The sequence below is a fragment of the Pseudomonas sp. JS3066 genome (assembly GCF_036328175.1).
Taxonomy (GTDB): Bacteria; Pseudomonadota; Gammaproteobacteria; order Pseudomonadales; family Pseudomonadaceae; genus Metapseudomonas.
On record NZ_CP143312.1, the window covers coordinates 5,111,227 to 5,134,067 of the forward strand.

The following is a 22,841-nucleotide window of genomic DNA, read 5'->3' on the forward strand; positions in this document are numbered from 1 at the left end:
GTAATCTCGCTCATGGCGGGGGAACAAAAGGCAGGCCCGGCCTTGTGGGCCGGGCCTGTCGAGCCAGCGCGGGCAGTGCCGTCGCAGGGCTTATTCCATCTCTTTCAGCCAATCGGTCTTCTTGAACCACTTGGCATGGATGCGCTCGTAGGTACCGTCGTTGCGGATCTGGTGCATCCAGTTATTGATCCAGTTCAGGCTGTCGTAGTCGCCCTTCTTCAGGCCGAAGGCCAGGGGTTCGAAGGTGAAGGGCTCTTCCAGGAACACCAGCTTGCCGGCGCCGGCCTTGTTCACCGCAACGACGTTGTACGGGGCGTCGTAGATGAAGGCGTCGGCCTTGCCGTTGACCACGTCCATCACCGCTTCCTGCTCGTTGTCGAAGCCGTGGTACTGGGCCTTGGAGATCAGCTTCTTGGCGACCATCTCGCCGGTGGTGCCGATCTTGGAGGTGATGCGGTACTTGGCATCGTTCAGGTCCTTGTAGGACTTGATGTCACCTTGCAGTTCCTTGCGGATCAGCAGGGTCTGGCCAACCACGATGAAGGGCTCGGAGAAGTTGATGCGCAGGTTGCGCTCCTGGGTCAGGGTCATGCCGGAACCGATCATGTCGAACTTGTCGGTCAGCAGGGCCGGGATGATGCCGTCGTAGCTGGTGGACACCAGTTCCAGCTTCACGCCCATGGCCTTGGACATGGCTTTGAGCAGGTCGACTTCGAAGCCGATGATTTCACCGCGCTTGTTGGTCATTTCGAAGGGCATGTAGGTCGGGTCCATGCCGACACGCAGGGTGCCGCGCTTGACTGCATCATCGACCATGCCAGCGTGGGCCAGGCCAGTCAGCGCGCTGGCGGCGAACAGCAGTGACGCGAGAAACTTTTTCATTCTTTCTCCTAACGGCTTGTTGAAAAACGTTAACGAGGCAGTCGAGGCTAGGCAAAAACAGACGAAAAAGCGGAATTTACGTGCTGTAAATGAGCATTTTGAGTTTGTCTTTAACGACGCATCGGCAACGCAGGTAGTTTTTCAGCAGCCTGCTAATGGGGCAGCTCGTTGTTGTTGTCCAGCCCGCGAACGACGGGGCATGGCGCGCATGCTAAACCGCATCTTCGTGGATGGCGAGTCGCAGGAAGCAGATATCGGGCCAGCTCAGCTTTCGAGCAGGAAAGTGACCGGCCCGTCGTTGACCAGATGCACCTGCATGTTGGCGCCGAAGCGGCCAGTGGCGACCTGTGGATGCTTGAGGCGAGCCTGGTGCACCAGGTAGTCGAACAGCTCTTCGCCGCGCGCTGGCGACGCGGCGGTGGAAAAGCTGGGACGCAGGCCGCTCTTCGTATCGGCAGCCAGGGTGAACTGGGAAACCAGTAGCAGGCCGCCGCCGACCGCCCCGAGGGACAGGTTCATCTTGCCCTCGGCATCGGCGAATACGCGGTAGTTGACCAGCTTGTGCAGTAGTTTGTCGGCGCTGGTCTCGGTGTCCTGCGGCTCAACGCCGACCAGCACCAGCAGGCCCTGGTCGATGGCCCCGACTACCTCCCCTTCAACTTCGACGCGGGCGGCACTGACCCGTTGCAGCAGTGCCTTCATCAGGCGTCTTCCTCGGGCGGCAGTTCCAGCAGGCGGCGCGCCATCTGGTTGGCAGCGCGCACCAGGGCATCGGTGATGCCAGCCTCGGACGCGGCGTGGCCGGCGTCGCGGACGATCTGCAACTCACTGTTGGGCCAGGCTTTGTGCAGCGCCCAGGCGTTGTCCAGGGGGCAGATGACGTCATAGCGGCCGTGCACGATCACGCCCGGCAAATGCGCGATACGCGGCATGTCGCGAAGCAGCTGGTTGGGTTCGAGGAAGGCGTTGTTGACGAAGTAGTGGCATTCGATGCGGGCGATGGACAGGGCACGCATCGGCTCGCTGAAGCGCTCCACCACCGGCGCGCTGGGGCGCAGGGTCGCGGTGCGGCCCTCCCAGGTGGACCAGGCCTTGGCGGCGTGCATCTGGGCGATCTGGTCGGGACCGGTCAGGCGCTTGTAGAACGCCTGCATCAGGTCACCGTGTTCCTCGGCCGGAATCGGCGCCAGGTAATCCTCCCAGTAGTCCGGGAACATCCGGCTGCAGCCTTCCTGGTAGAACCAGTGGAAGTCCTGCGGACGGCACAGGAAGATGCCGCGCAGGATCAGCCCGAGCACGCGCTCCGGATGCGCCTGGGCGTACGCCAGGGACAGGGTGGAACCCCAGGAGCCGCCGAACAGTACCCACTTGTCGATCCCGAGGTGCTGGCGAATGCGCTCGAGGTCCGCGACCAGGTCCCAGGTGGTGTTCGATTCCAGGGTCGCGTGCGGCGTCGAACGGCCACAACCGCGCTGGTCGAAGGTGACGATGCGGTACAGGTTCGGGTCGAAGAAGCGTCTGCTCAAGGCATCGCAGCCGGCTCCCGGGCCACCGTGGATGAACACCACCGGCAGGCCTTCCGGCGTGCCACTCTCGTCCACGTAGAGTACGTGCGGTGCATCCACCGCCAGCTCATGCCGGGCGTAGGGTTTTATCTCCGGATACAAAGTCTGCATTCTGGGCTCCCGAATCTGTGCGAAAGGTCGACTCCTGGGCGAGTCCGGCCTTCTAATCTGCCGGGCATCATAACGAGGAAAAAGGAGTTCAGCATGTTACTCAGGAAGTTCGCTCTGCCGATGCTATACGTTCTGGCAATCCTAGCCGGTTGTGGCCGGAACGACCCGGCAGCGGAGCTGGATGCGGCAGTGCAACGGCTGCAGGAGAACCTCGAAGCGAAAAAAACCACCGCGGTGCTGGAGCAGTTGCACCCGCAGTTCATTGCCCAGCAACAGAACGACCGGGACTGGGCCAGGCGCACCATGACCCTGCTTTTCATGCGCCACAAGAACGTCAGCGTTCTCGCCCTCAGCAAGGCGAACAGCCTTGACCCGACCTACCGCGAGAAAGGCTATACGGACGCCCAGGTGGCCCTCACCGGCGCTGAGGGGCTTATCCCCGACAGCGCACGCCATTACGCGGTGAAGCTGGAATGGTGGCTGGACGACGGTGAATGGAAGCTCGCCCGGCTGGACTGGCAATGAGCAAGCCGCTCACCCATCGCATACGCGCTGCCGGCCTGCTGGTGCACGAGGGCCGCATCCTGCTGGTCAAGCACGTGGTGGGGGACGATACCTACTGGATTCCACCTGGCGGCGGCTTCGAATCGGTCAGCGACGAATCCACCCGCGACACGGTGCGCCGTGAGTTCAGGGAAGAAACCGGTCTAGACGTGAACGTCGGCCCACTGGTCTACGTCCGCGAGTTCGCCGAGCCGGCCATGGGGCGTTTCCACATGGAACTGTTCTACCGGATCGATGCCTGGCGCGGCGAACTCAGCCTGGCCAACCTGAATGGCCTGGGTGGCGACGAGTTCGAGATTCGCGAAGTGGGCTGGATCAGTCGCGAAGAGCTGACCACCCTGCCCTTCTATCCGGCGGAGTTACTGGACGATGTCTGGGAGCGGGTGGCGAACGAGGACGTGGTGATCCGCCATCTTGGCCTGCAACGCTGAAACCGTGCGACAGCCCTGTGCGGGAGCGTCCGCCAACCGGTCATAGAGTCCTTGGCTATCTCGGCAATCAGCTCTTGTTCTGGAGCCCCAGCCCCGTGGGGCTAGCCTTGAACAGTTGGGTATACCTGCTGCGCGGAGACAGTCGCCATGAGTGCCGAGCTTCTGGACACCGATTATCTGGTCATCGGCGCGGGGGCTTCGGCAATGGCCTTCGTCGACACCCTGCTCAGCGAGTCGAATGCTACCGTGCTGATGGTCGACCAGCACGGCCATCCCGGCGGCCACTGGAACGATGCTTACCCCTTTGTACGGCTGCACCAGCCTTCAGCCTGCTATGGCGTCAACTCACGAGAGCTTGGCAGTGGCAAGAAAGATCTGTCCGCGCTGGGTGAAGGCCTGTACGAACTGGCCTCCGCCGCAGAGATCCTCAGTTATTACGACCAGGTCATGAACCAGCGATTCCTCCCGTCGGGACGGGTACGCTACCTCCCCATGCACGACTACATCGGCGACCGTGGTTCCGACCATCGTTGCCGGTCCCGGCTCAGTGGCCAGGAACTGCGCGTGCAGGTAGGCCGAAAGCTGGTGGACGGTACCCACGCCCAGACCGAGGTTCCCTCCACCCACCCTCCCAGGTACCGGGTCGGCCAGGGGGTCACCTGCCTGGCGCCCAATTCGCTGCCGTCAATCAGCCAGCCATGGCGGGCCTATGTAGTGGTCGGTTGCGGCAAGACCGGCATCGACACCTGCCTGTGGCTACTGAAGAACGGCGTGCCATCAACGTCGATCCACTGGGTCATGCCTAACGATCCGTGGCTGGTAGACCGCGCCACCCTGCAACCCGGCCTCGAGTTTTTCGAGCAGTGCGTCCGTGGCGTCACTGCACAGTACTCGGCCATCGCCACAGCCGGCTCGCTGGCCGACCTGTTCGAGCGCCTCGAACGATCAGGCCAGCTGCTGCGCATCGATCCCGCCATCACGCCGACAGCCTATCGCGGCGCCACCGTCACCCAGGCCGAACTCCGTGCCCTGCGCAGCATCGACAACAAGGTCCGGCTGGGCCATGTGCTGGCGGTCGAGCCAAGGAATATCCAGCTCGAACGAGGGCGCGTCGAGATTCCTGCCGGGGCGCTGATCGTCGACTGCAGCGCCCGTGGCCTGGCCGGCTGGCGGGTGCCGCAGGTGTTCGAAGATGAGCGCATCAACCTCACCCTTGTGAGCAACAACCAGCCAGTGTTTTCCGCGGCCCTGATCGCCTACGTCGAGTGCCACGTCGCGGACAACGCCGAGAAGAATGCGAACTGCCGGCCGGTTCCGGCTCCACACACCCCGGAGGACTGGGTCAGGATCTGGGACAGCTACCTGGGCAACTTCCTGAAATGGCGCGAGAACGAGGCCTTGTTCCGGTGGCTGTTCAGTTCCCGCCTGTTCCTGATGACGACCGTGATACGCGACGTGCAGCCGGAGGACACGGAGCGCCATGCGCTGCTCAAGGAACTGTCCGTGGCGCGGCAGCAGGCAGCGGCGAACCTGCCGACGCTCATGGCCACGCTGAACTGACAGAGGGAGACGGACATGAGCGACCTGCAACTGAACACCCTGGTCATGGACGGGTTGCAAATGCGGGTGGCGGTGCAGGGGAAGGGACCACTGGTAATCCTTTGCCACGGTTTCCCCGAGCTTTGGTACTCGTGGCGACACCAGCTCCAGGCGCTGGCCGGCGCCGGATTCCGGGTTGCGGCCCCGGACATGCGTGGATACGGCGGCACGAGCGCACCGCCATCAGTGGAGGCCTATACCCGCTTGCACCTGGTAGGCGACATGGTCGGCCTGGTCCGCGCCCTGGGGGAACGGCAGGCAGTCATCGTCGGCCACGACTGGGGGGCCGTCGTGGCCTGGACCGCCGCCCTACTGCGGCCCGACCTGTTCCGGGCCGTCGTTGGGATAAGCGTCCCCTACTCGCCGCCCGACCCGACAGACGTCCTGAGCACGCTGGAAACCTGGGGAATCCACGACTTCTACATCCAGTACTTCCAGGCGCCGGGCGTGGCGGAGGCAGAGCTGGAGCGGGACGTCGAATCGTCCATGCGCAAGATCCTGCACTGTGGCTCCGGCGATTGGCAGGGCGAACCGGCGTTCGGTCGCATCGCACTGGAGAGGGGTTTCCTGGGCAACATGCGGGAGCCGGCGACGCTGTCGCCCTGGCTCACGGAAGAGGACATAACCTATTACGCCAGTGAGTTCACCCGCACGGGCTTTCGCGGTGGGCTGAACTGGTACCGCACCCTGAAGACGTCCTGCGAACTCATGTCGCCATGGCGTGGTTGCCGTGTCCGGCAGCCGGCCCTGTTCATGGCAGGCGCTCGGGACTCGGTTCTGGATTTCCCGGGCATTCCCCAGTTGATCGAGGCCCTCCCGCGCACGGCACCGGAGTTGCGGGGCTGCCACCTGCTGCAAGGCGCCGGGCACTGGGTGCAGCAGGAACGCCCTGCGGACGTGAATGAGCTTCTGTTGGACTTCTTGCGCGGGCTCTGATCGCCGGCTGCTTGCCTTATCAAGCGACGATCAGACTCCGTAACGCTGGCGTCCCCATGCCAACATCGCCTCCAGCAATTGCTTCAACACCACCTGGGTCGGCACGGCCAGGTCCTCGCGGTAGTCGAAAGGCACCTGCTCATCCATGTAGGTGCACTGCGCGAGCTCCAGTTGGACAGCATGGATGTGCTGGTCCGGCTGGCCATAGTGACGGGTGATGTGGCCGCCCTTGAAACGCCCATTCAGCACGTGGCTATAGTCCTGGGCATCGGCGCATACCCTGACGAGCGAGTCGGCCAGGCCCGGATCGCAACTGGCCCCGGCGTTGGTGCCGAGATTGAAGTCCGGCAGCCGGCCATCGAACAGTCGCGGCACGAAGGAACGGATGGAGTGCGCGTCGAACAGCATCGCGTAACCGAACTCCGCCTTCATCCGCGCCAGTTCTTCGTTGATGGTCTGGTGATACGGGGTCCAGATGTCCGCCAGGTAACGCGCCCGCTCCGCCGCAGTGGGTTCTTCGCCCTCGTGGTACAGGGGCTCGCCATCGAACAGCGTCGCCGGATAGAGACCGGTGGTGGCGGTGGCGTAGAGCGGCTTGTCGTCGGCCGGGCGATTCAGGTCGATGACGTAGCGCGAGTACTGCGCGGCAAGCGTGCTCACCCCCAGTTCGGTGGCGAAGTCGTAGAGGCGCGGGATATGCCAGTCGGTGTCGGTGAGGTCCCAGCCAGCTTCCACCATGCCGGCTTCCACTGCCGGGGTCAGAAGGGTGCCGGGGTGCGGCATGCTGATCAGCAGCGGTGCGTTGCCGCGGCTGAAGCTCAGTACGTTATCCACAGTCGATCTCCTGTCCGTGTCGAATCACCCGCTTGGGCAGGTCGCCGCCCAGCCAATAGGCGAGCTCCGCCGGGCGCTGGATATCCCAGGCGATGAAGTCGGCCACCTTGCCGCTTTCCAGGCTGCCATGGCTATCGGCCAGGCCCAGGGCCTTCGCGGCGTGCAACGTGGCGCCGGCCAGCGCTTCCTCCGGGGTCAGGCGGAAGGAAGTGCAGGCCATGTTCAGCATCATCCGCAGCGACAGCGCCGGGGACGTGCCGGGGTTGAGGTCAGTGGACACCGCCATGGCGACACCGTGCTTACGCAGTGCCTCGATGGGCGGCAGCTGGGTTTCCCGCAGCAGGTAGAAGGCACCCGGCAGCAGCACGGCAACGGTGCCGGACTTGGCCATGGCGATGGCGTCATCCTCGGTCATGTATTCCAGGTGATCCGCCGACAGCGCCTGGTAGCGCGCCGCGAGGGCGGACCCGTGGAGGGAGGACAGTTGCTCGGCATGCAGTTTCACCGGCAGGCCAAGTTTCTGCGCCACCTTGAAGACGCGCTCCACCTGGGCCGGGGAGAACGCCAGGTGCTCGCAGAAAGCGTCCACTGCATCCACTAGCCCTTCATCGGCCAGCGCCGGCATCATCTCGTTGCAGATGTGCGCGATGTAGTCGTCGGCACGCCCCGCATATTCCGGTGGCAGGGCGTGGGCGGCCAGGCAAGTGGCACGCACGGTGATCGGCAGGGATTCGCCCAGGCGCCTGGCGACCCGCAGCATCTTGCGCTCGCTGGCCAGGTCCAGGCCGTAGCCGGACTTCACTTCCAGGGTGGTGACGCCGTCGCGCAGCAGCTTTCGGGCGCGACGGGTAGCGCTTTCCAGCAACTCCTCCTCACTGGCCTCGCGGGTGGCGCGCACGGTGCTGGCGATGCCGCCGCCCTGGGCGGCAATCTCGGCGTAGCTGACGCCTTCCAGACGCTGCTCGAACTCGCGGCTGCGATCGCCGCCGAATACCAGATGGGTGTGGCAGTCGATCAGCCCCGGGGTGACCCAAGCGCCGTTAAGGTCGACTTCCACGTCATAGGGAATCGCCGGCAGTGCCTCGCGCGGGCCGATCCACTCGATGCGCCCGGCATAGGTCACCAGTACAGCGTCTTCGATGATCGAGTACTTGCCGCCTCGCATCGTGGCGACGTGGCAGTTATCCCAGAGGTGTTTCATTGCAGTCCTCCGGTGCGAGCGGCTATCCCTTCCAGCGCGGCACCGTCGCGCAACAGGTCGGCGGCACGGGCGATGTCCGGTGCCAGCCAACGGTCCTGGTCATAAGCCGGCACCCGTTCGCGCAGGGTTTCCCACGCGGCGGTTGTGCCGGCACCGAAGCCCCTGGGCTTGTGGAACTCGAAAGCCTGGGCGGCAAACAGGTACTCGATGGCAAGGATGCGGCCGCAGTTCTCCAGTGCCTTGCCCAGTTTGAGCGCGGCGCTGGTACCGAGGCTGAGGTGGTCTTCCTGCAGACCGGAGGTGACGAAGTTGTCCACAACCGCCGGCTGCGCCAGCTGACGGTTCTCACCGACCAGGGCGGCAGCGACGTACTGGGCGATCATCATTCCCGAGTTGACCCCGGGCTGGCTCACCAGGAACGCCGGCAGTCCGCTGACCAGCGGATTGACCAGGCGATCCAGGCGGCGCTCGGCAATGCCACCCAGTTCAGCCACGGCAATGGCCAGAAGGTCGGCCGCCATGGCCACCGACTCGCCATGGGGGTTGGCCTGGGAGACGATCTTGTAGGCATCCGGCGTCCCCAGCAGCAGCGGGTTGTCATTGGCGGCGGCCAGTTCGGTATCCACCTGGCGGGCAGCATGAGCGAACTGGTCGCGGCAGGCGCCGTGGACCTGCGGGATAGAGCGAATGCTCAGGGCATCCTGGGTGCGAATGCCGCGGCTGGCGGCAACCACCTCGCTGCCAGCGAGCAGGGCCAGCAGGTTGGCGCCTACCGTCTGCATGCCCGGGTGCGGCTTGAGGGCGATGATGTCCGGGTCGAAGGCGGCGATCTGCCCGCGCAGGGCTTCGAAACTCATGGCACCAATCACATCAGCCCAGCGCATCAGGCGTTCGGCGTCGTCCAGGGCGAGGCAGGTCAGGCCGGTCATGCAGGGCAAACCATTGACCAGGCACAGGCCGTCCTTGGCGCCCAGGCGCACGGGCTCCAGCCCTTCGGCGGCCAGAGCCTCGACGGCAGGCACCACCTGGCCGCGATAGCTCACCTCGCCAACGCCGAGCAAGGCGATGCCGACATGGGCCATGTGGGTCAGGTAACCCACCGAGCCCTGGGACGGCACCCGTGGGGTAATGCCGCGCTCCAGCAGCGCCAGTAGCGCTTCCACCACAGCCCTTTGCAGGCCCGAACGGCCGTGGCTGTAGTTGGCGATGGCGCAGCAGATGATGGCGCGAGTCTGCTCATCGGCCAGTACGGGACCAACGCCGCAGGCGTGGCTGAGCAGCGTGTTTCGCGACAGCGCGGCGAATTGTTCGGCGTTCAGCACAATGTCGCTCAGGGCGCCGAGGCCGGTACTGATCCCGTAGGCGCGTTCGCCCCGTTCGACGATACGTTCGACGATGCCACGGGCATTCTCGATGCGCGCCCAGGCTGCCGGGGTCAGCTCCAGGCGGGCGCCGTGACGGGCCACGGCCACCACCTGGCGCCAGTTCAGCGGTGAATCGCCCAGCAGGACTTTCTCGGGTAACGACATTCGGATGTTCCTTACAAATTGGCCACGCGGCGCTGGACGAAGCGATCGACGTAATCGTCCGCGGGCTGATGGAGGATTTCACGCGGCGTACCGACCTGGATCAGTTGGCCGTCCTTGAGGATGGCGATGCGATTGCCGATGCGCACGGCTTCGTCCAGGTCATGGGTGATGAAGACGATGGTCTTCTGCAGGGTCTTCTGCAGTTCCAGCAGTTGTTCCTGCATGTCGGCGCGGATCAGCGGGTCGAGCGCGCTGAAGGCTTCGTCCATGAGGATGATGTCGGTGTCCGAGGCCAATGCGCGGGCCAGGCCGACGCGTTGGCGCATGCCACCGGAAAGTTGGTGCGGGTAGGACTTCTCGTAGCCCTTCAGGCCCACCGTGGTGATCCAGTGCTGGGCGCGCTCCAGGCAGTATTCCTTGGTCTCGCCACGGACTTTGAGACCGTAGGCCACGTTATCGATCACCGACTTGTGCGGCAGCAGACCGAAGCTCTGGAACACCATGCTGATCTTCTTGCGGCGGAATTCGCGCAACTGCTCCATGTCGTAGCGCAGGATGTCCTCGCCATCGACCAGGATCTGCCCGCTGGTGGGGTCGATCAGGCGGTTGAAGTGGCGCACCAGGGTGGACTTGCCGGAACCGGACAGGCCCATGATCACGAAGATCTCGCCCGCGCCGATGGACAGCGACAAGTCGTTTACCCCGACCACGCAACCCGTGTTTTGCAGCACATCGGCTTTGCTCTTGCCTTGCTGGATCAGTGCCAGGGCCTCCTCGGCGCGCTGGCCGAAGATCTTGAATACGTTCTTGACGACAATCTTGCTCATGTTCTCGCCACTCATTTGCTGACTGCGTGCCGCGAACGGCCGTAAGCCTGGGTGATGCGGTCGAAGACCACAGCCAGGATGACGATGGCCAGGCCGGCCTCTAGGCCCTTGCCGACGTTGAGGGTCTGGATGCCCACCAGGACGTCTTCACCGAGGCCACGGGCGCCGATCATCGAGGCGATCACCACCATCGACAGGGCCATCATGGTGGTCTGGTTGATACCGGCCATGATGCTCGGCATGGCCAGCGGCAGCTGCACGCCGAACAGTTGCTGCCAGCGGTTGGCGCCAAAGGCGTTGATGGCTTCCATCACTTCTCCGTCAACCTGGCGGATGCCGAGGTCGGTCAGGCGGATCAGCGGCGGCGCGGCGTAGATAACGGTGGCGAAAATGGCTGGCACCTTGCCCAGGCCGAAGAGCATCAGCACCGGGATCAGGTACACGAAGCTGGGCATGGTCTGCATGATGTCCAGCAGCGGCATCAGCACGGCGCGCAGGCGGTCGCTGCGGGCCGCAAGGATGCCCAGGGGGATGCCGATCAACACCGAGATGAAGGTGGCCACCAGCATCAGCGCCACGGTCTGCATCAGCTTGTCCCAGAGCCCCACCGCACCAACGAGGAACAGCAGGCCGGTGATCACCACCGTCGGCAGGATGCGTCGGGTGGCATGCCAGGTGATGCCGGCGACTATCGCCAATACCAGCCACCAGGGCGTGGCGCGCAGAGTGCCTTCCAGATAGACGATGGCCCAGAGCAGGGTGTCGGAGATGTGGCGGAAGACATCGCCGTAGTTGGTCACCAGGCTGTCTACCCAGCCATTGACCCAGTCAGCGATGGAAAAGGTGAAGCGTTCGGGGAACATAGCTCGCTCCGGTCAGGTGGTGAACCCGCTCCTCCGTCCAAGGAGCGGGCCGTGATTTAGGGACTGCCCCAGCCTCAGAGAGCGGCTTCGATTTTCTTCGCCGCATCCTCGCTCACCCAGGCGTGCCACACCTCCGGGTGCTCCTTGAGGAAGACCTTGGCCAGGTCGGCGGAATCCATCTTTTCCTTGGCCATCTTCGCCAGGTTCTGGTTCAGCAGGTCGATCGGCAGATTGACCTTCTCCAGGACGGCCACCAGTTCCGGAGCCTCGTCATGGAAGGTCTTGGACAGGCCGACCTGGATGGTCACGCTCTTGTCCACGCCGGGCTTCTCCTCCAGCTTGACCAGGTCCGCCTGGCCCATCAGCGGCGTCGGCGACCAGTAATAGAAAAGGATAGGCTCGCCACGGCGATAGCTCGACAACACGGCCGCATCCAGGGCCGGGCCGGTGCCGGGGCGGAAGTTGGTGAACTTCTCTTCCAGGCCATAGCTCTTCAGCATTTCGCTGTTGTCCAGCTCGCAGGTCCAGCCAGCCGGGCAGTTGTAGAAACGGCCCTTGCCCGGTTCTTCCGGGTCGCGGAAGAGTTCGGCGTACTGGCCCAGGTCGGCGATGGCCTTGAGCTTCGGCGCCTTGGCCTCGATGCCCCGCTTGGCATCGCCCTCGATCACGTAGCGCGGCACGTACCAGCCCTCGGTGGCGCCGACGATCGGTGCGCCCACGCCCACCACCTTGCCGGCGGAGGCGGCCTTGTTCCAGGCGTCGCTCCGGCCGATCCACTCCTCGGCGAAGATCTGGATGTCGTTGTTGCCCAGGGCCTGCTCCATGGTGATGGAGTTGCCCGGCAGGCTGTCGGTCTCGCAGCCATACCCGTTCTTCAGCACCAGTTGCAGCACGTCGGTGAGCAACATGCCGCTTTCCCAGTTGAGCCCGGCGAACTTCACCGGTTTGCCGGATTCACACCAGCCCGCCGCCTGGGCGGAAGCCGTCCCGGCCAGCAGACCCGCTGCACACATCAGGCCCAACACTCGCTTCTTGAATTGCATGTTCCGACGCTCCTGAAACTTGGTAAGGGTTAAGGCAGTTCGTTCATCGACAGAAGCCGGTTGTGCCGGCTCCCGGTGCCAGTGACTGGCAATTGTTGTTTTGACGACCGGTCACGACTCGTGATCGCCCCGGGTACCTCAAGCAGTTGCGGTCTTCCCGACCTGGGCGGGACGCTCGCCCCACCCTCCCGCTCCCTACCTCAGGTTCACAGGCTCGGCAGCAGCCTTGCCGGAACCAGTGCATTCAGGCAGCCACTGGCCAGCAGATCACTTGCGGTTTCGATATCCGGGGCGAAGAAGCGGTCTTCCTGGTAGTAGGAGACCTTCGCGCGCAGCAGGCCGCGGGCTTCTTCCAGCTTCGGCGAACTCTTCAGGCCGGTGCGGAAGTCCAGCCCCTGGCAGGCGCCCAGCCATTCGATGGCGAGGATGCCGCGCACGTTTTCGGCCATGGCCCAGAGACGCTTGCCGGCGTTCGGCGCCATGGACACGTGGTCTTCCTGGTTGGCCGAGGTGGGCAGGCTATCGACGCTGGCCGGGTGGGCCAGGGCCTTGTTGTCGCTGGCCAGGGCGGCGGCCGTGACCTGGGCGATCATGAAGCCGGAGTTGACCCCGCCGTTCTCCACCAGGAAGGGCGGCAGCTGGGACATGTGCATGTCCATCATCAGCGAGATACGACGCTCGGACAGCGAGCCAATTTCCGCGATGGCAAGCGCCAGGTTGTCAGCGGCCATGGCCACCGGCTCGGCGTGGAAGTTGCCACCGGAGATCACATCACCCGATTCGGCGAATACCAGCGGGTTGTCGGAAACCGCGTTGGATTCAATCTCCAGCACTTCGGCGGCCTGGCGCAGCTGGGTCAGGCAGGCGCCCATGACTTGCGGCTGGCAGCGCAGGGAGTACGGATCCTGCACCTTGTCGCACTTCTCGTGGGAGCGGGCGATCTCGCTGCTGGCAGTAAGTAGCTCACGGTAGGCAGCAGCCACGTCGATCTGGCCGCGCTGGCCACGGGCGGCGTGGATGCGCGCATCGAACGGCGCGCGGGAACCAAGCATGGCCTCGACGCTGAGACCGCCGCAGACGGTGGCACCGGCGAACAGGTCCTCGGCCTCGAACAGGCCGCGCAGGGCATAGGCGGTGGAGACCTGGGTGCCGTTGAGCAGGGCCAGGCCCTCCTTGGCAGCCAGGGTCAGCGGCTCGAGTCCGGCAACAGCCAGTGCTTCGGTGGCCGGCAGCCACTGGCCCTTGTGGCGCGCCTTGCTCTCGCCGAGCAGCAGCAGCGACATGTGCGCCAGGGGTGCCAGGTCGCCGGAAGCGCCTACCGAACCCTTCAGAGGAATGTGCGGATAGACCTCGGCGTTGATCAGGGCGATCAGAGCGTCGATTACCTTGCGACGGATGCCGGAAAAACCGCGCGCCAGGCTGTTCACCTTGAGCAGCATGATCAGGCGCACCATGGCGTCGTCCAAGGCTTCGCCAACACCTGCGGCGTGGGACAGCACCAGCGAGCGCTGCAGCTTCTCCAGGTCGGCCGGGGCGATGCGGGTCGAAGCCAACAGGCCGAAGCCGGTGTTGATGCCGTAGGCGGTGCGGCCTTCAGCGACGATGCTCTCGACGCAGGCAACACTGGCGTCGATGGCCTTGCCGGCACTGGCATCCAGGGTCACATGCACGGGCGCGTGGAAGACCTGGCGCAGCTGCGCCAGGGTCAGGCTTCCGGGTTTCAGGTTCAGCGCGTTCACGCTCAGTCTCCTTTGCCGATCATGGGCAGGTTCAGGCCCTGCTCACGTGCGCAATCAATGGCGATCTGGTAGCCCGCATCGGCATGGCGCATCACGCCGGTGCCCGGGTCGTTGGTCAGTACGCGAGCGATGCGAGCAGCGGCTTCGTCGGTACCGTCGCAGACAATGACCATGCCCGAGTGCTGGGAGAAGCCCATGCCCACGCCGCCGCCGTGGTGCAGTGACACCCAGGTGGCGCCGCTGGCGGTGTTCAGCAGGGCATTGAGCAGCGGCCAGTCGGAAACGGCGTCGGAACCGTCCTGCATGGCTTCGGTTTCGCGGTTCGGGCTGGAGACCGAGCCGGAGTCCAGGTGGTCGCGACCGATGACGATGGGCGCCGACAGCTCGCCGCTACGCACCATTTCGTTGAAGGCCAGGCCGAGCTTGGCACGCAGGCCCAGGCCAACCCAGCAGATACGTGCCGGCAGGCCCTGGAAGCTGATGCGCTCGCGGGCCATGTCCAGCCAGCGGTGCAGGTGGGCGTCGTCCGGAATCAGCTCCTTGACCTTGGCGTCGGTCTTGTAGATGTCCTGCGGATCACCGGACAGCGCGGCCCAGCGGAACGGACCGATACCACGACAGAACAGCGGGCGGATGTAGGCCGGGACGAAGCCGGGGAAGTCGAAGGCATTGGCCACGCCCTCTTCCTTGGCCATCTGGCGGATGTTGTTGCCGTAGTCGAAGGTGGGCACGCCCATTTTCTGGAAGTCCAGCATGGCTTGTACGTGGACGGCCATGGACTGCTTGGCAGCCTTGACCACCGCAGCCGGGTCGCTCTTCGCGCGGTCGCGGTACTGCTCCCAGCTCCAGCCGATCGGCAGGTAACCATTGAGCGGGTCGTGGGCGCTGGTCTGGTCGGTGACCATGTCCGGACGTACGCCCCGACGTACCAGTTCCGGCAGGATCTCGGCGGCGTTGCCCAGCAGGGCGATGGAGATCGCCTTGCCTTCGGCGGTGTACTTGGCGATGCGCGCCAGGGCGTCGTCCAGGTCGGTGGCCTGCTCATCGACGTAACGGCTGCGCAGGCGGAAATCGATGCTGGTCTGCTGGCATTCGATGTTCAGCGAGCAGGCGCCGGCCAGTGTCGCGGCCAGCGGCTGGGCGCCGCCCATGCCGCCGAGGCCGGCGGTGAGTACCCAGCGACCGGCAAGGTTGCCGTTGTAGTGCTGACGGCCCGCCTCGACGAAGGTTTCATAGGTGCCCTGGACGATGCCCTGGCTGCCGATGTAGATCCAGCTGCCGGCGGTCATCTGGCCGTACATGGCCAGGCCCTTGGCATCCAGTTCGTTGAAGTGTTCCCAGGTGGCCCAGTGGGGCACCAGGTTGGAGTTGGCGATCAGCACGCGCGGGGCGTTGGCGTGGGTCTTGAAGACGCCGACCGGCTTGCCGGACTGCACCAGCAGAGTCTCGTCTTCATTCAGCTCTTTAAGGGTCTCGACGATCTTGTCGTAGCACTCCCAGTTGCGCGCGGCACGGCCGATGCCGCCATACACCACCAGTTCCTTTGGGTTCTCCGCCACCTCGGGGTCGAGGTTATTCATCAGCATGCGCAGCGGCGCTTCGGTCAGCCAGCTCTTGGCGTTCAGCTTGTTGCCACGCGGGGCGCGGATTTCGGTGTCACGGAATTTGGTCATGCCTGGCTCCTCGTAGGGTGGTAGCGGTGAGCAATGTTACTGCCTGACTGCGCGGGAAAAGCAGTGGACATCTGCACACATATAAACTTGTACATACAAGCATATGCAAGCGAGAGGCCAAACTCTCTCAGGCAATCGGAAAAGTCCGCTCGAAGCCTTGCGCCACAAGGGTCGCAAAGCGCCAGAATGTATAGACAAGCAGAGAGGCGGACGGTGAAAAAACTGTTACCACACAGGGGGAATGCCCGATTTAGAAGCATGCGCTCCCCAACCTGGGGCATTAGGTAACAGTTACTTCAGGGAGTCGTCGATGCGCTGTGCGACGTCTTTCGGCACCCAGTTCGACCAGACATCCCGATGCTGGCGGTAGAAGTCGATGGCCATGGGAGCGGCGTCGGCGTGCTGCTCGGCCATGCGCGCAAGGATGCCGTTGAACAGTGGCAGGGGTATTTCCAACCGGGCGAAGGCGTCCACGAGGGGCTGTGCCTTTTCATGCAGCTCGCGGGACACGCCGATGGAGATTTTCGCCGGCAGCGAGCGCGTGCCGATCGGTTTGGGATTCTTCGGGTCGATCAGGGTTTCCCAGGCCTTCTGGTCGAAGGGCGGCTCTTCCAGTTGCACCAGCTGATAGCGACCCATCAGCGGTGTGGGCGACCAGTAGTAGAAGAGGATGGGTTGGCGCTGTCGGATCGCCGAGGTAATGGCCGCGTCCAGCGCCGGGCCGGTGCCCGTGCGGAAGTTCACATAGCTGTCTTCCAGGCCGTACGCCTTGAGCTTCTGACTATTGACCCCTTCGCAGGTCCAGCCGGTGGGGCAGTTGTAGAAGCGCCCCTTGCTGCGATCTTCCGGGTCCTTGAACAGCGCCTTGAAGCGCGGCAGGTCGCTCACCGAACGCAGGTCCGCGGCGGGCGCGCCCTCCCCCTTCACCAGGTAATCCGGCACCCACCAGCCCTCGGTGGCACCCTTCACTGGCTCGCCGACGGCAAAGACTTCACCGGCCGCTTCGGCCTTGCGCCACAACTCGCTGCGGCCAGCCCACTGCTCGGCAATCACCTGAATGTCGTTCTGCCGCAAGGCGTTTTCCATGGTCAGGGTGTTACCCGGCAGCACATCGGTCTTGCAGCCGTAGCCCTTTTCCAGCAGGTAGCGCAGCACTTCGGTGGTGAACATGCCGCTTTCCCAATTCAGCCCGGCCAGCACCACGGGCTTGGGATAGGGGCATTCGGCGGCTCCGGCTTCCAGCGAGGCGGACAGCGCCAGCGACAGGACGACGGCAGCGAGGACGCTGTGGCGTGGCATGGTGCAGCTCCGATAGGCGTGGCGGGCGACAGGATTAGGTTTAGACCCTGTAGCGCCAATGTGCCCCTACAAAAGAATCGGCCGTGCGCCTTAGCGTGGTGTCAGCTCGATCAGGCAGCAGGCACCCTTGCCGTCCAGCTTCGCCTCGGCCAGGGCGCTGGTGGTTTCGATGTGCAGGCAATCATGTCGGCCGAGTAATTCGAATGCCTGGCCATCCAGCGTGAGGCTCACCCCGCCTTCAGCGGCGAACAACAGCATGGTGCTGGCGGCACTGAACAGCTTGAGTTCGCCTTCGACTTGCAGCCATTGCAGGCGAGCGGCATAGCGCTTCGGCGAATAGATGAGGTTGAAGTCGCGGATGGGGCCGTCGATCAGCTCGCAGTTCACCGCACTGCCACCATTGAAGGCAAACGCGTCGAGAGCGGTCAGGTCGCGGGATTGCTGCCCGTCTACCGCAAGGCGCATCCCAGCGCCTTCCAGCACGGTGATTACCCGCTGATAGCCGGTGAAGGCGGAGAAGCCGCCCGACTCGCCGACATCGGCGATGGACAACCGCCAGCCGAAGCCGTCGAGACCGTCGCCTGCATCGCGGGCGATTTCCAGAGTGGAACCGGCACCGTTTTTCCACGGCATGCGGGGGTAATCGGCGGCACGCAGCAAGCGGGATTGGGTCATGAACCGAAACGTCCTTCGAGGCGGTAGCGGGAACCGGGATAGAGAAGGCGCGCGCTGGTCACGGTATTGCGTCCGGACCAGGTACGCCGGCGAATCAGGAGGCAGGGCTCGCCGCGCTCGATCAGCAGCAGCTTGCACTCATCGGCGTCGGCCAGGATGGCCTCCACCACATGCTCGCCTTCAGTGAGAGGCGCCACCTGGGACAGGTAGGCGTAGGGCGTCTGCCGAGTGAAGTCCTGCTTCAGGTAATCGGGGGCGACGGCCGGGTTCACGAAGCGGTCTTCGATCTGCACCGGCACATCGTTTTCGAAATGCACGATGCGCGAGTGGAACACGCGCTGGCCCTCACGCAGGTCAAGCGCCAGTGCCCGCTCGGGACCGGCCACTTCGTCCACCAGGCTGACCACTACGCAATGATGGCGATGGCCACGAGCGGCGATCTCTTCGGCGATGTTGTGCACTTCGAACAACGCCGACTGGCCCTTGGGCTCGGCGACGAAGGTTCCGACGCCCTGCATGCGCACCAGCAGCCCTTCGGCAGTCAGCTCGCGCAGGGCACGGTTGATGGTCATGCGGCTGAAACCCAGCTCGTTGACCAACTCGCTCTCCGAGGGCACTCGATAATGCGGCGGCCATGCGCCGCTCTGGATCTGCTGGCTGATCATCTGCTTGACGCGGGCATAGAGCGGCGCGGGGGTGCCCCCCATCTGGGCGGCCAGCGACGAAGGCGCTGAGGGCGAACTGGACACGAGATTCTCCTTGTCGGCGAAGAGGCAGAACTGGCGGTGCCCGGAACGTGGCGCCCGTCTCCGGCATGTACCGGATTCGACAACTCCAGACAAGTGTGCGACTGACGGTGAGTTTACGTTACCCTCAAACGTCTGTATATGTATATACAAATAAAACCACCCATCCAGGGGCCCTCACCATGTCCGCATTCTTCGCCGAACGCGCCCTGCTGCCGCAGGGCTGGGCGCGCAACGTCCGCTTCGAAGTTTCCTCCGACGGCCTGCTCCAACAGGTCCTCGCCGATGCCGACGCAGAAGGCGCCGAACGCCTGCAAGGCCCGGTGCTGGCGGGCATGCCGAACCTGCACTCGCATGCCTTCCAGCGCGCCATGGCTGGCCTTGCAGAGGTGGCGGGCAACCCTAATGACAGCTTCTGGACTTGGCGCGACCTGATGTACCGACTAGTAGGGCGATTGTCGCCGGAGCAAGTCGGGATCATCGCCCGTCAGCTCTATATCGAAATGCTCAAGGCCGGCTACACCAGCGTCGCCGAGTTCCACTACGTGCACCACGATGTCGACGGCCGCCGCTATGCCGACCCCGCCGAGCTGTCCCTGCAGGTCAGCCAGGCCGCCCGCGATGCCGGCATCGGCCTCACCCTGCTGCCGGTGCTGTACAGCCACGCCGGTTTTGGCGGCCAGTCGCCCAACGAGGGACAGCGCCGCTTCATCAACAGCACCGACAGCTACCTGGCCCTGCAGGAACGCCTGCGCGCAGAAATCGCTCGCCAGCCCAACCAGCGCCTGGGTCTGTGCTTCCACTCGCTGCGCGCGGTGACGCCTGAACAGATCAAGGCCGTGCTGGCAGCAGAACTGGGCAAGCGCCCCATCCACATCCATATCGCCGAACAGCAGAAGGAAGTGGACGACTGCCTGGCCTGGAGCGGTCGCCGGCCACTGCAGTGGTTGTACGAGAATGCCCCGGTGGATGAGCGCTGGTGCCTGGTCCATGCCACTCATGCGGAGCCGGGAGAAGTGACATCCATGGCATCCAGCGGCGCGGTGGCCGGGCTCTGCCTGACCACCGAGGCCAACCTGGGTGACGGCATCTTCCCGGCAGTGGACTTCCTCGCCCGGGGCGGTCGCCTCGGCATCGGCTCCGACAGCCATGTGTCGGTCAGCGTGGTGGAGGAACTACGCTGGCTGGAGTACGGCCAGCGCCTGCGCGACCAGCGTCGTAACCGTCTCTATCGCGCCGATCAGCCCCAGGTTGGCCGCACCCTGTTCGACGCTGCCCTGGCCGGTGGCGCCCAAGCCCTCGGACAGCCGGTGGGCGCCCTGGAAGTCGGCAAGCGCGCCGACTGGCTGGTGCTCGATGGCAACGATCCCTACCTGGCCACCGCCGAAGGCGATGCCCTGCTCAACCGCTGGCTGTTTGCCGGCGGCGATCGTCAGGTGCGCGATGTGATGGTGGGCGGGAACTGGGTGGTAAGGGATGGCCGGCATGCGGCCGAAGCGGAAACTGCGCAGGCCTTTGCAGGGGTTCTGCGGGAAGTCTTGCGCTGACCCGTTACCCTCCCCCTTAAGAGGAGAGGGGTGACCCGCGCCTGAGACCACGAAGCTCACAGGCTACTCCGAGTCTATCCAGGCTTTGAACCTGCCATCGCACGGACAAGCACCCCTCGCCCTTCAGGGAGAGGGGTGGGAGGAGAGGGCAGCATCCGACACACGCCAGATCAGCAGGTCCGTGTCGTAGCCCTGCTCCTCCGCCACTTCGAGCAATTGCTCGCGAGTCTTCTCCGAGACCACTGGCGTGCGCGACAGCAGCCAGAGGTACTTGCGATCCGGATTGCCCACCAAGGCGTTGCGGTAGTCGTCGTCCAGGTAGAGCACCCAGTAATCGCCCTTGGCGATGCCTGGCAGTAGCCGGGAGAACCAGTTGTCGAAACGCACCCAGAGCTTGTCGGTGCGCCCCTCCACCTGGGGCACGGCATTGCCGCGTGCCTCTTTCCAGTCGCCATCGAGGGTACGGCAGCGGTTCAGCACACCCAGGCTTCCGTCGTCTTGCAGGCTGTAGTGGGCTTCGGACTGGGCGCAACCGCGCTGGAAAAACATCGGCAATCGCGCCAACTCATACCAGGTGCCCTGGTAACGCCCGAGGTCCACCGCCGACACGGTACGCGGCGGTACAGGCGCCCCGCCATGGCTGGCGCAGCCGGCCAGCAACAGGGCCGCCAGCAGCGCAGCTGCGCGCTTCACTTGAGCCCCTTGCCGGAGAACATCAGCACCTTCTCCCCGGCGTACTGCACGCTGACGAAGGCCTTCTCGTCACCCCAGGTGCAGCTGGTGAATCCCACGGCGCCGGAGCACTCGGTCGGGCTGCCGAGCAGTTGCTCCACTTCGGCCTTGGTCATGCCGGACTTGAGCTTGGAATAGTTCTCCTGGTTGAGCTTGTTGCAGGCGGCCAGCACCAGGCAGCAGGACAAGAGGGCGAGGGTACGCAATGACATGAAGCACTCCTTGGCGGATGGAAAGCGACCGACCGGACACGGCGGGTCACGAGATTGTTCCATTCGATTCTAGAAGCGCGAACCGGGTTCCCGCAGGAAAACGGATTCTTCGTCGCTCGACGCGCGTCCGAGCACGGAATTGCGATGAGGGAAGCGGCCGAATCGGGCAATGACCACCCGATGGCGCTCGGAGAAATCGAGGAAGCCCTCGAACAGCTTGCGCTCGGCGGCGTCCGCAGCGTCCAGCAGCAGCCGATAGCGATACAGGGCACGCTCCTGGCTGGCGAGGTCTTCGGCGTGCTCCAGCACCAGATAGATGAAGATCTGGCGGATCGGCGCCAGGCCCCGTTCCTGGCCACGGACAAGCCCGTCGGCCACCAGCGCCTGCGCGCGGGCGTCGCCGGCGAAGGCGCGTGGGTCGTTGCGGTAGATCATGCGTGGCAGCTGGTCCAGCAGCAGCACCAGCGCCAGCCAGCCGTCCGGCCGTTCGGCCCAGTTGGCGAGACCGCCATCGAGTGCCTGTTCAACCAGGCCACCGAAGCGCTCGCGGGCTTCGGCGTCCTGATGGTCCTTCTTGCCGAACCACAGCCCCTGGCGCGCTGCGGCGGTCTGGCTGGCGGAGGCCTCGGGGCCAAACCACCAGTCCAGCAACGGCTGCCAGGGCTGCACGGTTACTCCTGGTGGTAACCGGTGACGCGGGCGACTTCTTCCTTGGAACCGAGGAAGACGGGCACGCGCTGGTGCAGGGAGGTCGGCTGGATGTCGAGGATGCGCTGGCGACCATCGGTGGAAGCGCCGCCGGCCTGCTCGATGATGAAGGACATCGGGTTGGCCTCGTACATCAGGCGCAGCTTGCCGGGTTTCTCCGGCTCACGGGCATCCCAGGGGTACATGAAGATGCCACCGCGGGTGAGGATACGATGCACGTCGGCCACCATGGAGGCGATCCAGCGCATGTTGTAGTTCTTGCCCAGGTTGCCTTCCTTACCGGCCAGCATCTCGCTGACGTAACGCTTTACCGGGGCTTCCCAGTGGCGCTGGTTGGACATGTTGATGGCGAATTCGGCGGTGGTTTCCGGCACGCGGATGTTGTCGTGGGTGAGCACGAAGGAGCCCAGCTCGCGATCCAGGGTGAAGCCCTTCACGCCGTCGCCCAGGGTCAGCAGCAGCATGGTCTGCGGACCGTAGATGGCGTAACCGGCGGCAACCTGCTGAACACCCGGCTGAAGGAAAGCCTTTTCGTCCAGGCTGTCGTTCTGCGACAGGTACTGCTCAGGGCAGCGCAGCACGGAGAAGATGGTGCCTACCGACACGTTGACGTCGATGTTGGAGGAGCCGTCCAGCGGGTCGAATACCAGCAGGTAGGCACCCTTGGGGTACTTGCCGGGGATCTGGTAGGCGTTGTCCATTTCCTCGGAGGCCATGCCGGCCAGGTGACCGCCCCACTCGTTGGCTTCGAGCAGGATTTCGTTGGACATTACGTCCAGCTTCTTCTGCACTTCGCCCTGCACGTTCTCGGTGCCCATGCTGCCGAGCACGCCGCCCAGCGCGCCCTTGGACACCGCATGGCTGATTTCCTTACAGGCGCGCGCGACAACCTCGATGAGGAAGCGCAGATCGGCAGGGGTGTTGTGGCTTCTGGTCTGCTCGATCAGGTAGCGACTCAGGGTAACGCGGGACATGGAATGGCTCCGGAGGGTGGAAAAATGCGCGCAGTTTAGCGCGAGTCGAATGGCATTGCCTCTCAGCGGGATGGAAGGTGCTGAATCGGCAGTGAATGCGGGCCACACAGGCCACGAAAATATCTGACGCCGGTGTCAGCCACTGGTTCAG

General features: G+C 64.4%; 23 protein-coding genes. 5 read left to right on the plus strand and 18 right to left on the minus strand.

Features of this window, described 5'->3' with window-relative positions:
* Positions 1 to 90: 90 nt before the first annotated feature.
* The 3 genes from SA496_RS24070 to pip all read right to left on the minus strand — a co-directional run bounded on the left by SA496_RS24070 (position 91) and on the right by pip (position 2,558).
* Positions 91 to 882 carry a transporter substrate-binding domain-containing protein gene (locus SA496_RS24070; RefSeq protein WP_120654139.1) on the minus strand — a complete coding sequence of 264 codons (792 nt, stop codon included), beginning with the start codon at positions 880 to 882 and terminating at the stop codon, positions 91 to 93.
* Between the two features lie 264 nt (positions 883 to 1,146).
* Positions 1,147 to 1,584: a D-aminoacyl-tRNA deacylase gene (gene dtd, locus SA496_RS24075; protein ID WP_120654138.1), complete on the minus strand. Its 438-nt coding sequence runs from the start codon at positions 1,582 to 1,584 to the stop codon at positions 1,147 to 1,149.
* On the minus strand, positions 1,584 to 2,558 hold the full coding sequence (pip, locus tag SA496_RS24080; RefSeq protein ID WP_120654137.1) for a prolyl aminopeptidase: 975 nt from the start codon (positions 2,556 to 2,558) through the stop codon (positions 1,584 to 1,586). Before pip ends, dtd begins: the two co-directional genes overlap by 1 nt.
* Before the next feature lie 93 nt (positions 2,559 to 2,651).
* Between pip and SA496_RS24085 the strand changes: the two genes are divergently transcribed.
* The 4 genes from SA496_RS24085 to SA496_RS24100 all read left to right on the plus strand — a co-directional run bounded on the left by SA496_RS24085 (position 2,652) and on the right by SA496_RS24100 (position 6,088).
* Positions 2,652 to 3,083 carry a hypothetical protein gene (locus SA496_RS24085; protein WP_120654136.1) on the plus strand — a complete coding sequence of 144 codons (432 nt, stop codon included), beginning with the start codon at positions 2,652 to 2,654 and terminating at the stop codon, positions 3,081 to 3,083.
* Positions 3,080 to 3,553: an NUDIX domain-containing protein gene (locus tag SA496_RS24090; protein WP_153918183.1), complete on the plus strand. Its 474-nt coding sequence runs from the start codon at positions 3,080 to 3,082 to the stop codon at positions 3,551 to 3,553. The genes SA496_RS24085 and SA496_RS24090 overlap by 4 nt, the downstream gene beginning before the upstream one ends.
* A 147-nt stretch (positions 3,554 to 3,700) precedes the next feature.
* Entirely contained in the window at positions 3,701 to 5,113 is a 1,413-nt protein-coding gene (locus SA496_RS24095) for an NAD(P)-binding protein (protein WP_153918186.1), read from the plus strand.
* A gap of 15 nt (positions 5,114 to 5,128) precedes the next feature.
* Positions 5,129 to 6,088 (plus strand): alpha/beta fold hydrolase, encoded by a 960-nt coding sequence (locus tag SA496_RS24100; RefSeq protein WP_153918188.1) that lies wholly within the window; start codon positions 5,129 to 5,131, stop codon positions 6,086 to 6,088.
* 30 nt (positions 6,089 to 6,118) lie between these two features.
* On the opposite strand, the gene hutG is transcribed toward SA496_RS24100, so the two are convergent.
* From hutG to hutC, 11 genes are all read right to left on the minus strand, one after another.
* A complete protein-coding gene (gene hutG / locus SA496_RS24105; protein ID WP_330114588.1) occupies positions 6,119 to 6,922 on the minus strand; it encodes an N-formylglutamate deformylase in 804 nt (267 codons plus the stop codon).
* Positions 6,915 to 8,123 carry an imidazolonepropionase gene (hutI, locus tag SA496_RS24110; RefSeq protein WP_330114589.1) on the minus strand — a complete coding sequence of 403 codons (1,209 nt, stop codon included), beginning with the start codon at positions 8,121 to 8,123 and terminating at the stop codon, positions 6,915 to 6,917. The genes hutG and hutI overlap by 8 nt, the downstream gene beginning before the upstream one ends.
* Positions 8,120 to 9,652, minus strand: coding sequence for an HAL/PAL/TAL family ammonia-lyase (locus tag SA496_RS24115; protein ID WP_120654130.1), 1,533 nt, complete (start codon positions 9,650 to 9,652; stop codon positions 8,120 to 8,122). The genes hutI and SA496_RS24115 overlap by 4 nt, the downstream gene beginning before the upstream one ends.
* 11 nt (positions 9,653 to 9,663) lie before the next feature.
* Positions 9,664 to 10,494 carry a quaternary amine ABC transporter ATP-binding protein gene (locus SA496_RS24120; RefSeq protein ID WP_153918190.1) on the minus strand — a complete coding sequence of 277 codons (831 nt, stop codon included), beginning with the start codon at positions 10,492 to 10,494 and terminating at the stop codon, positions 9,664 to 9,666.
* Entirely contained in the window at positions 10,491 to 11,342 is an 852-nt protein-coding gene (locus SA496_RS24125) for an ABC transporter permease (RefSeq protein WP_028629837.1), read from the minus strand. The genes SA496_RS24120 and SA496_RS24125 overlap by 4 nt, the downstream gene beginning before the upstream one ends.
* A 74-nt stretch (positions 11,343 to 11,416) precedes the next feature.
* Positions 11,417 to 12,385, minus strand: coding sequence for an ABC transporter substrate-binding protein (locus SA496_RS24130; protein ID WP_120654128.1), 969 nt, complete (start codon positions 12,383 to 12,385; stop codon positions 11,417 to 11,419).
* 206 nt (positions 12,386 to 12,591) lie between these two features.
* Complete coding sequence (hutH, locus tag SA496_RS24135; RefSeq protein WP_153918193.1) at positions 12,592 to 14,130, minus strand: histidine ammonia-lyase; 1,539 nt, start codon at positions 14,128 to 14,130, stop codon at positions 12,592 to 12,594.
* Entirely contained in the window at positions 14,127 to 15,797 is a 1,671-nt protein-coding gene (gene hutU, locus SA496_RS24140; RefSeq protein ID WP_120654126.1) for a urocanate hydratase, read from the minus strand. Before hutU ends, hutH begins: the two co-directional genes overlap by 4 nt.
* 291 nt (positions 15,798 to 16,088) lie before the next feature.
* On the minus strand, positions 16,089 to 17,096 hold the full coding sequence (locus SA496_RS24145) for an ABC transporter substrate-binding protein (protein WP_153918196.1): 1,008 nt from the start codon (positions 17,094 to 17,096) through the stop codon (positions 16,089 to 16,091).
* Between the two features lie 90 nt (positions 17,097 to 17,186).
* Positions 17,187 to 17,771 (minus strand): HutD/Ves family protein, encoded by a 585-nt coding sequence (locus SA496_RS24150; RefSeq protein WP_120654124.1) that lies wholly within the window; start codon positions 17,769 to 17,771, stop codon positions 17,187 to 17,189.
* On the minus strand, positions 17,768 to 18,520 hold the full coding sequence (hutC, locus tag SA496_RS24155; protein ID WP_120654123.1) for a histidine utilization repressor: 753 nt from the start codon (positions 18,518 to 18,520) through the stop codon (positions 17,768 to 17,770). The genes SA496_RS24150 and hutC overlap by 4 nt, the downstream gene beginning before the upstream one ends.
* A gap of 179 nt (positions 18,521 to 18,699) precedes the next feature.
* Between hutC and SA496_RS24160 the strand changes: the two genes are divergently transcribed.
* Positions 18,700 to 20,064: a formimidoylglutamate deiminase gene (locus tag SA496_RS24160; protein ID WP_120654122.1), complete on the plus strand. Its 1,365-nt coding sequence runs from the start codon at positions 18,700 to 18,702 to the stop codon at positions 20,062 to 20,064.
* Positions 20,065 to 20,187: 123 nt separating this feature from the next.
* Here the strand turns inward: SA496_RS24160 and SA496_RS24165 are convergent, their stop codons facing one another.
* From SA496_RS24165 to SA496_RS24180, 4 genes are all read right to left on the minus strand, one after another.
* On the minus strand, positions 20,188 to 20,757 hold the full coding sequence (locus SA496_RS24165) for a lipocalin family protein (RefSeq protein ID WP_330114591.1): 570 nt from the start codon (positions 20,755 to 20,757) through the stop codon (positions 20,188 to 20,190).
* On the minus strand, positions 20,754 to 21,008 hold the full coding sequence (gene bamE / locus SA496_RS24170; protein ID WP_120654120.1) for an outer membrane protein assembly factor BamE domain-containing protein: 255 nt from the start codon (positions 21,006 to 21,008) through the stop codon (positions 20,754 to 20,756). The genes SA496_RS24165 and bamE overlap by 4 nt, the downstream gene beginning before the upstream one ends.
* Positions 21,009 to 21,077: 69 nt before the next feature.
* On the minus strand, positions 21,078 to 21,677 hold the full coding sequence (locus SA496_RS24175; RefSeq protein ID WP_330114592.1) for a DUF924 family protein: 600 nt from the start codon (positions 21,675 to 21,677) through the stop codon (positions 21,078 to 21,080).
* A gap of 2 nt (positions 21,678 to 21,679) precedes the next feature.
* Positions 21,680 to 22,690, minus strand: a complete 1,011-nt coding sequence (locus SA496_RS24180) for a class 1 fructose-bisphosphatase (RefSeq protein ID WP_120654118.1) — start codon at positions 22,688 to 22,690, stop codon at positions 21,680 to 21,682.
* Positions 22,691 to 22,841: the final 151 nt, after the last annotated feature.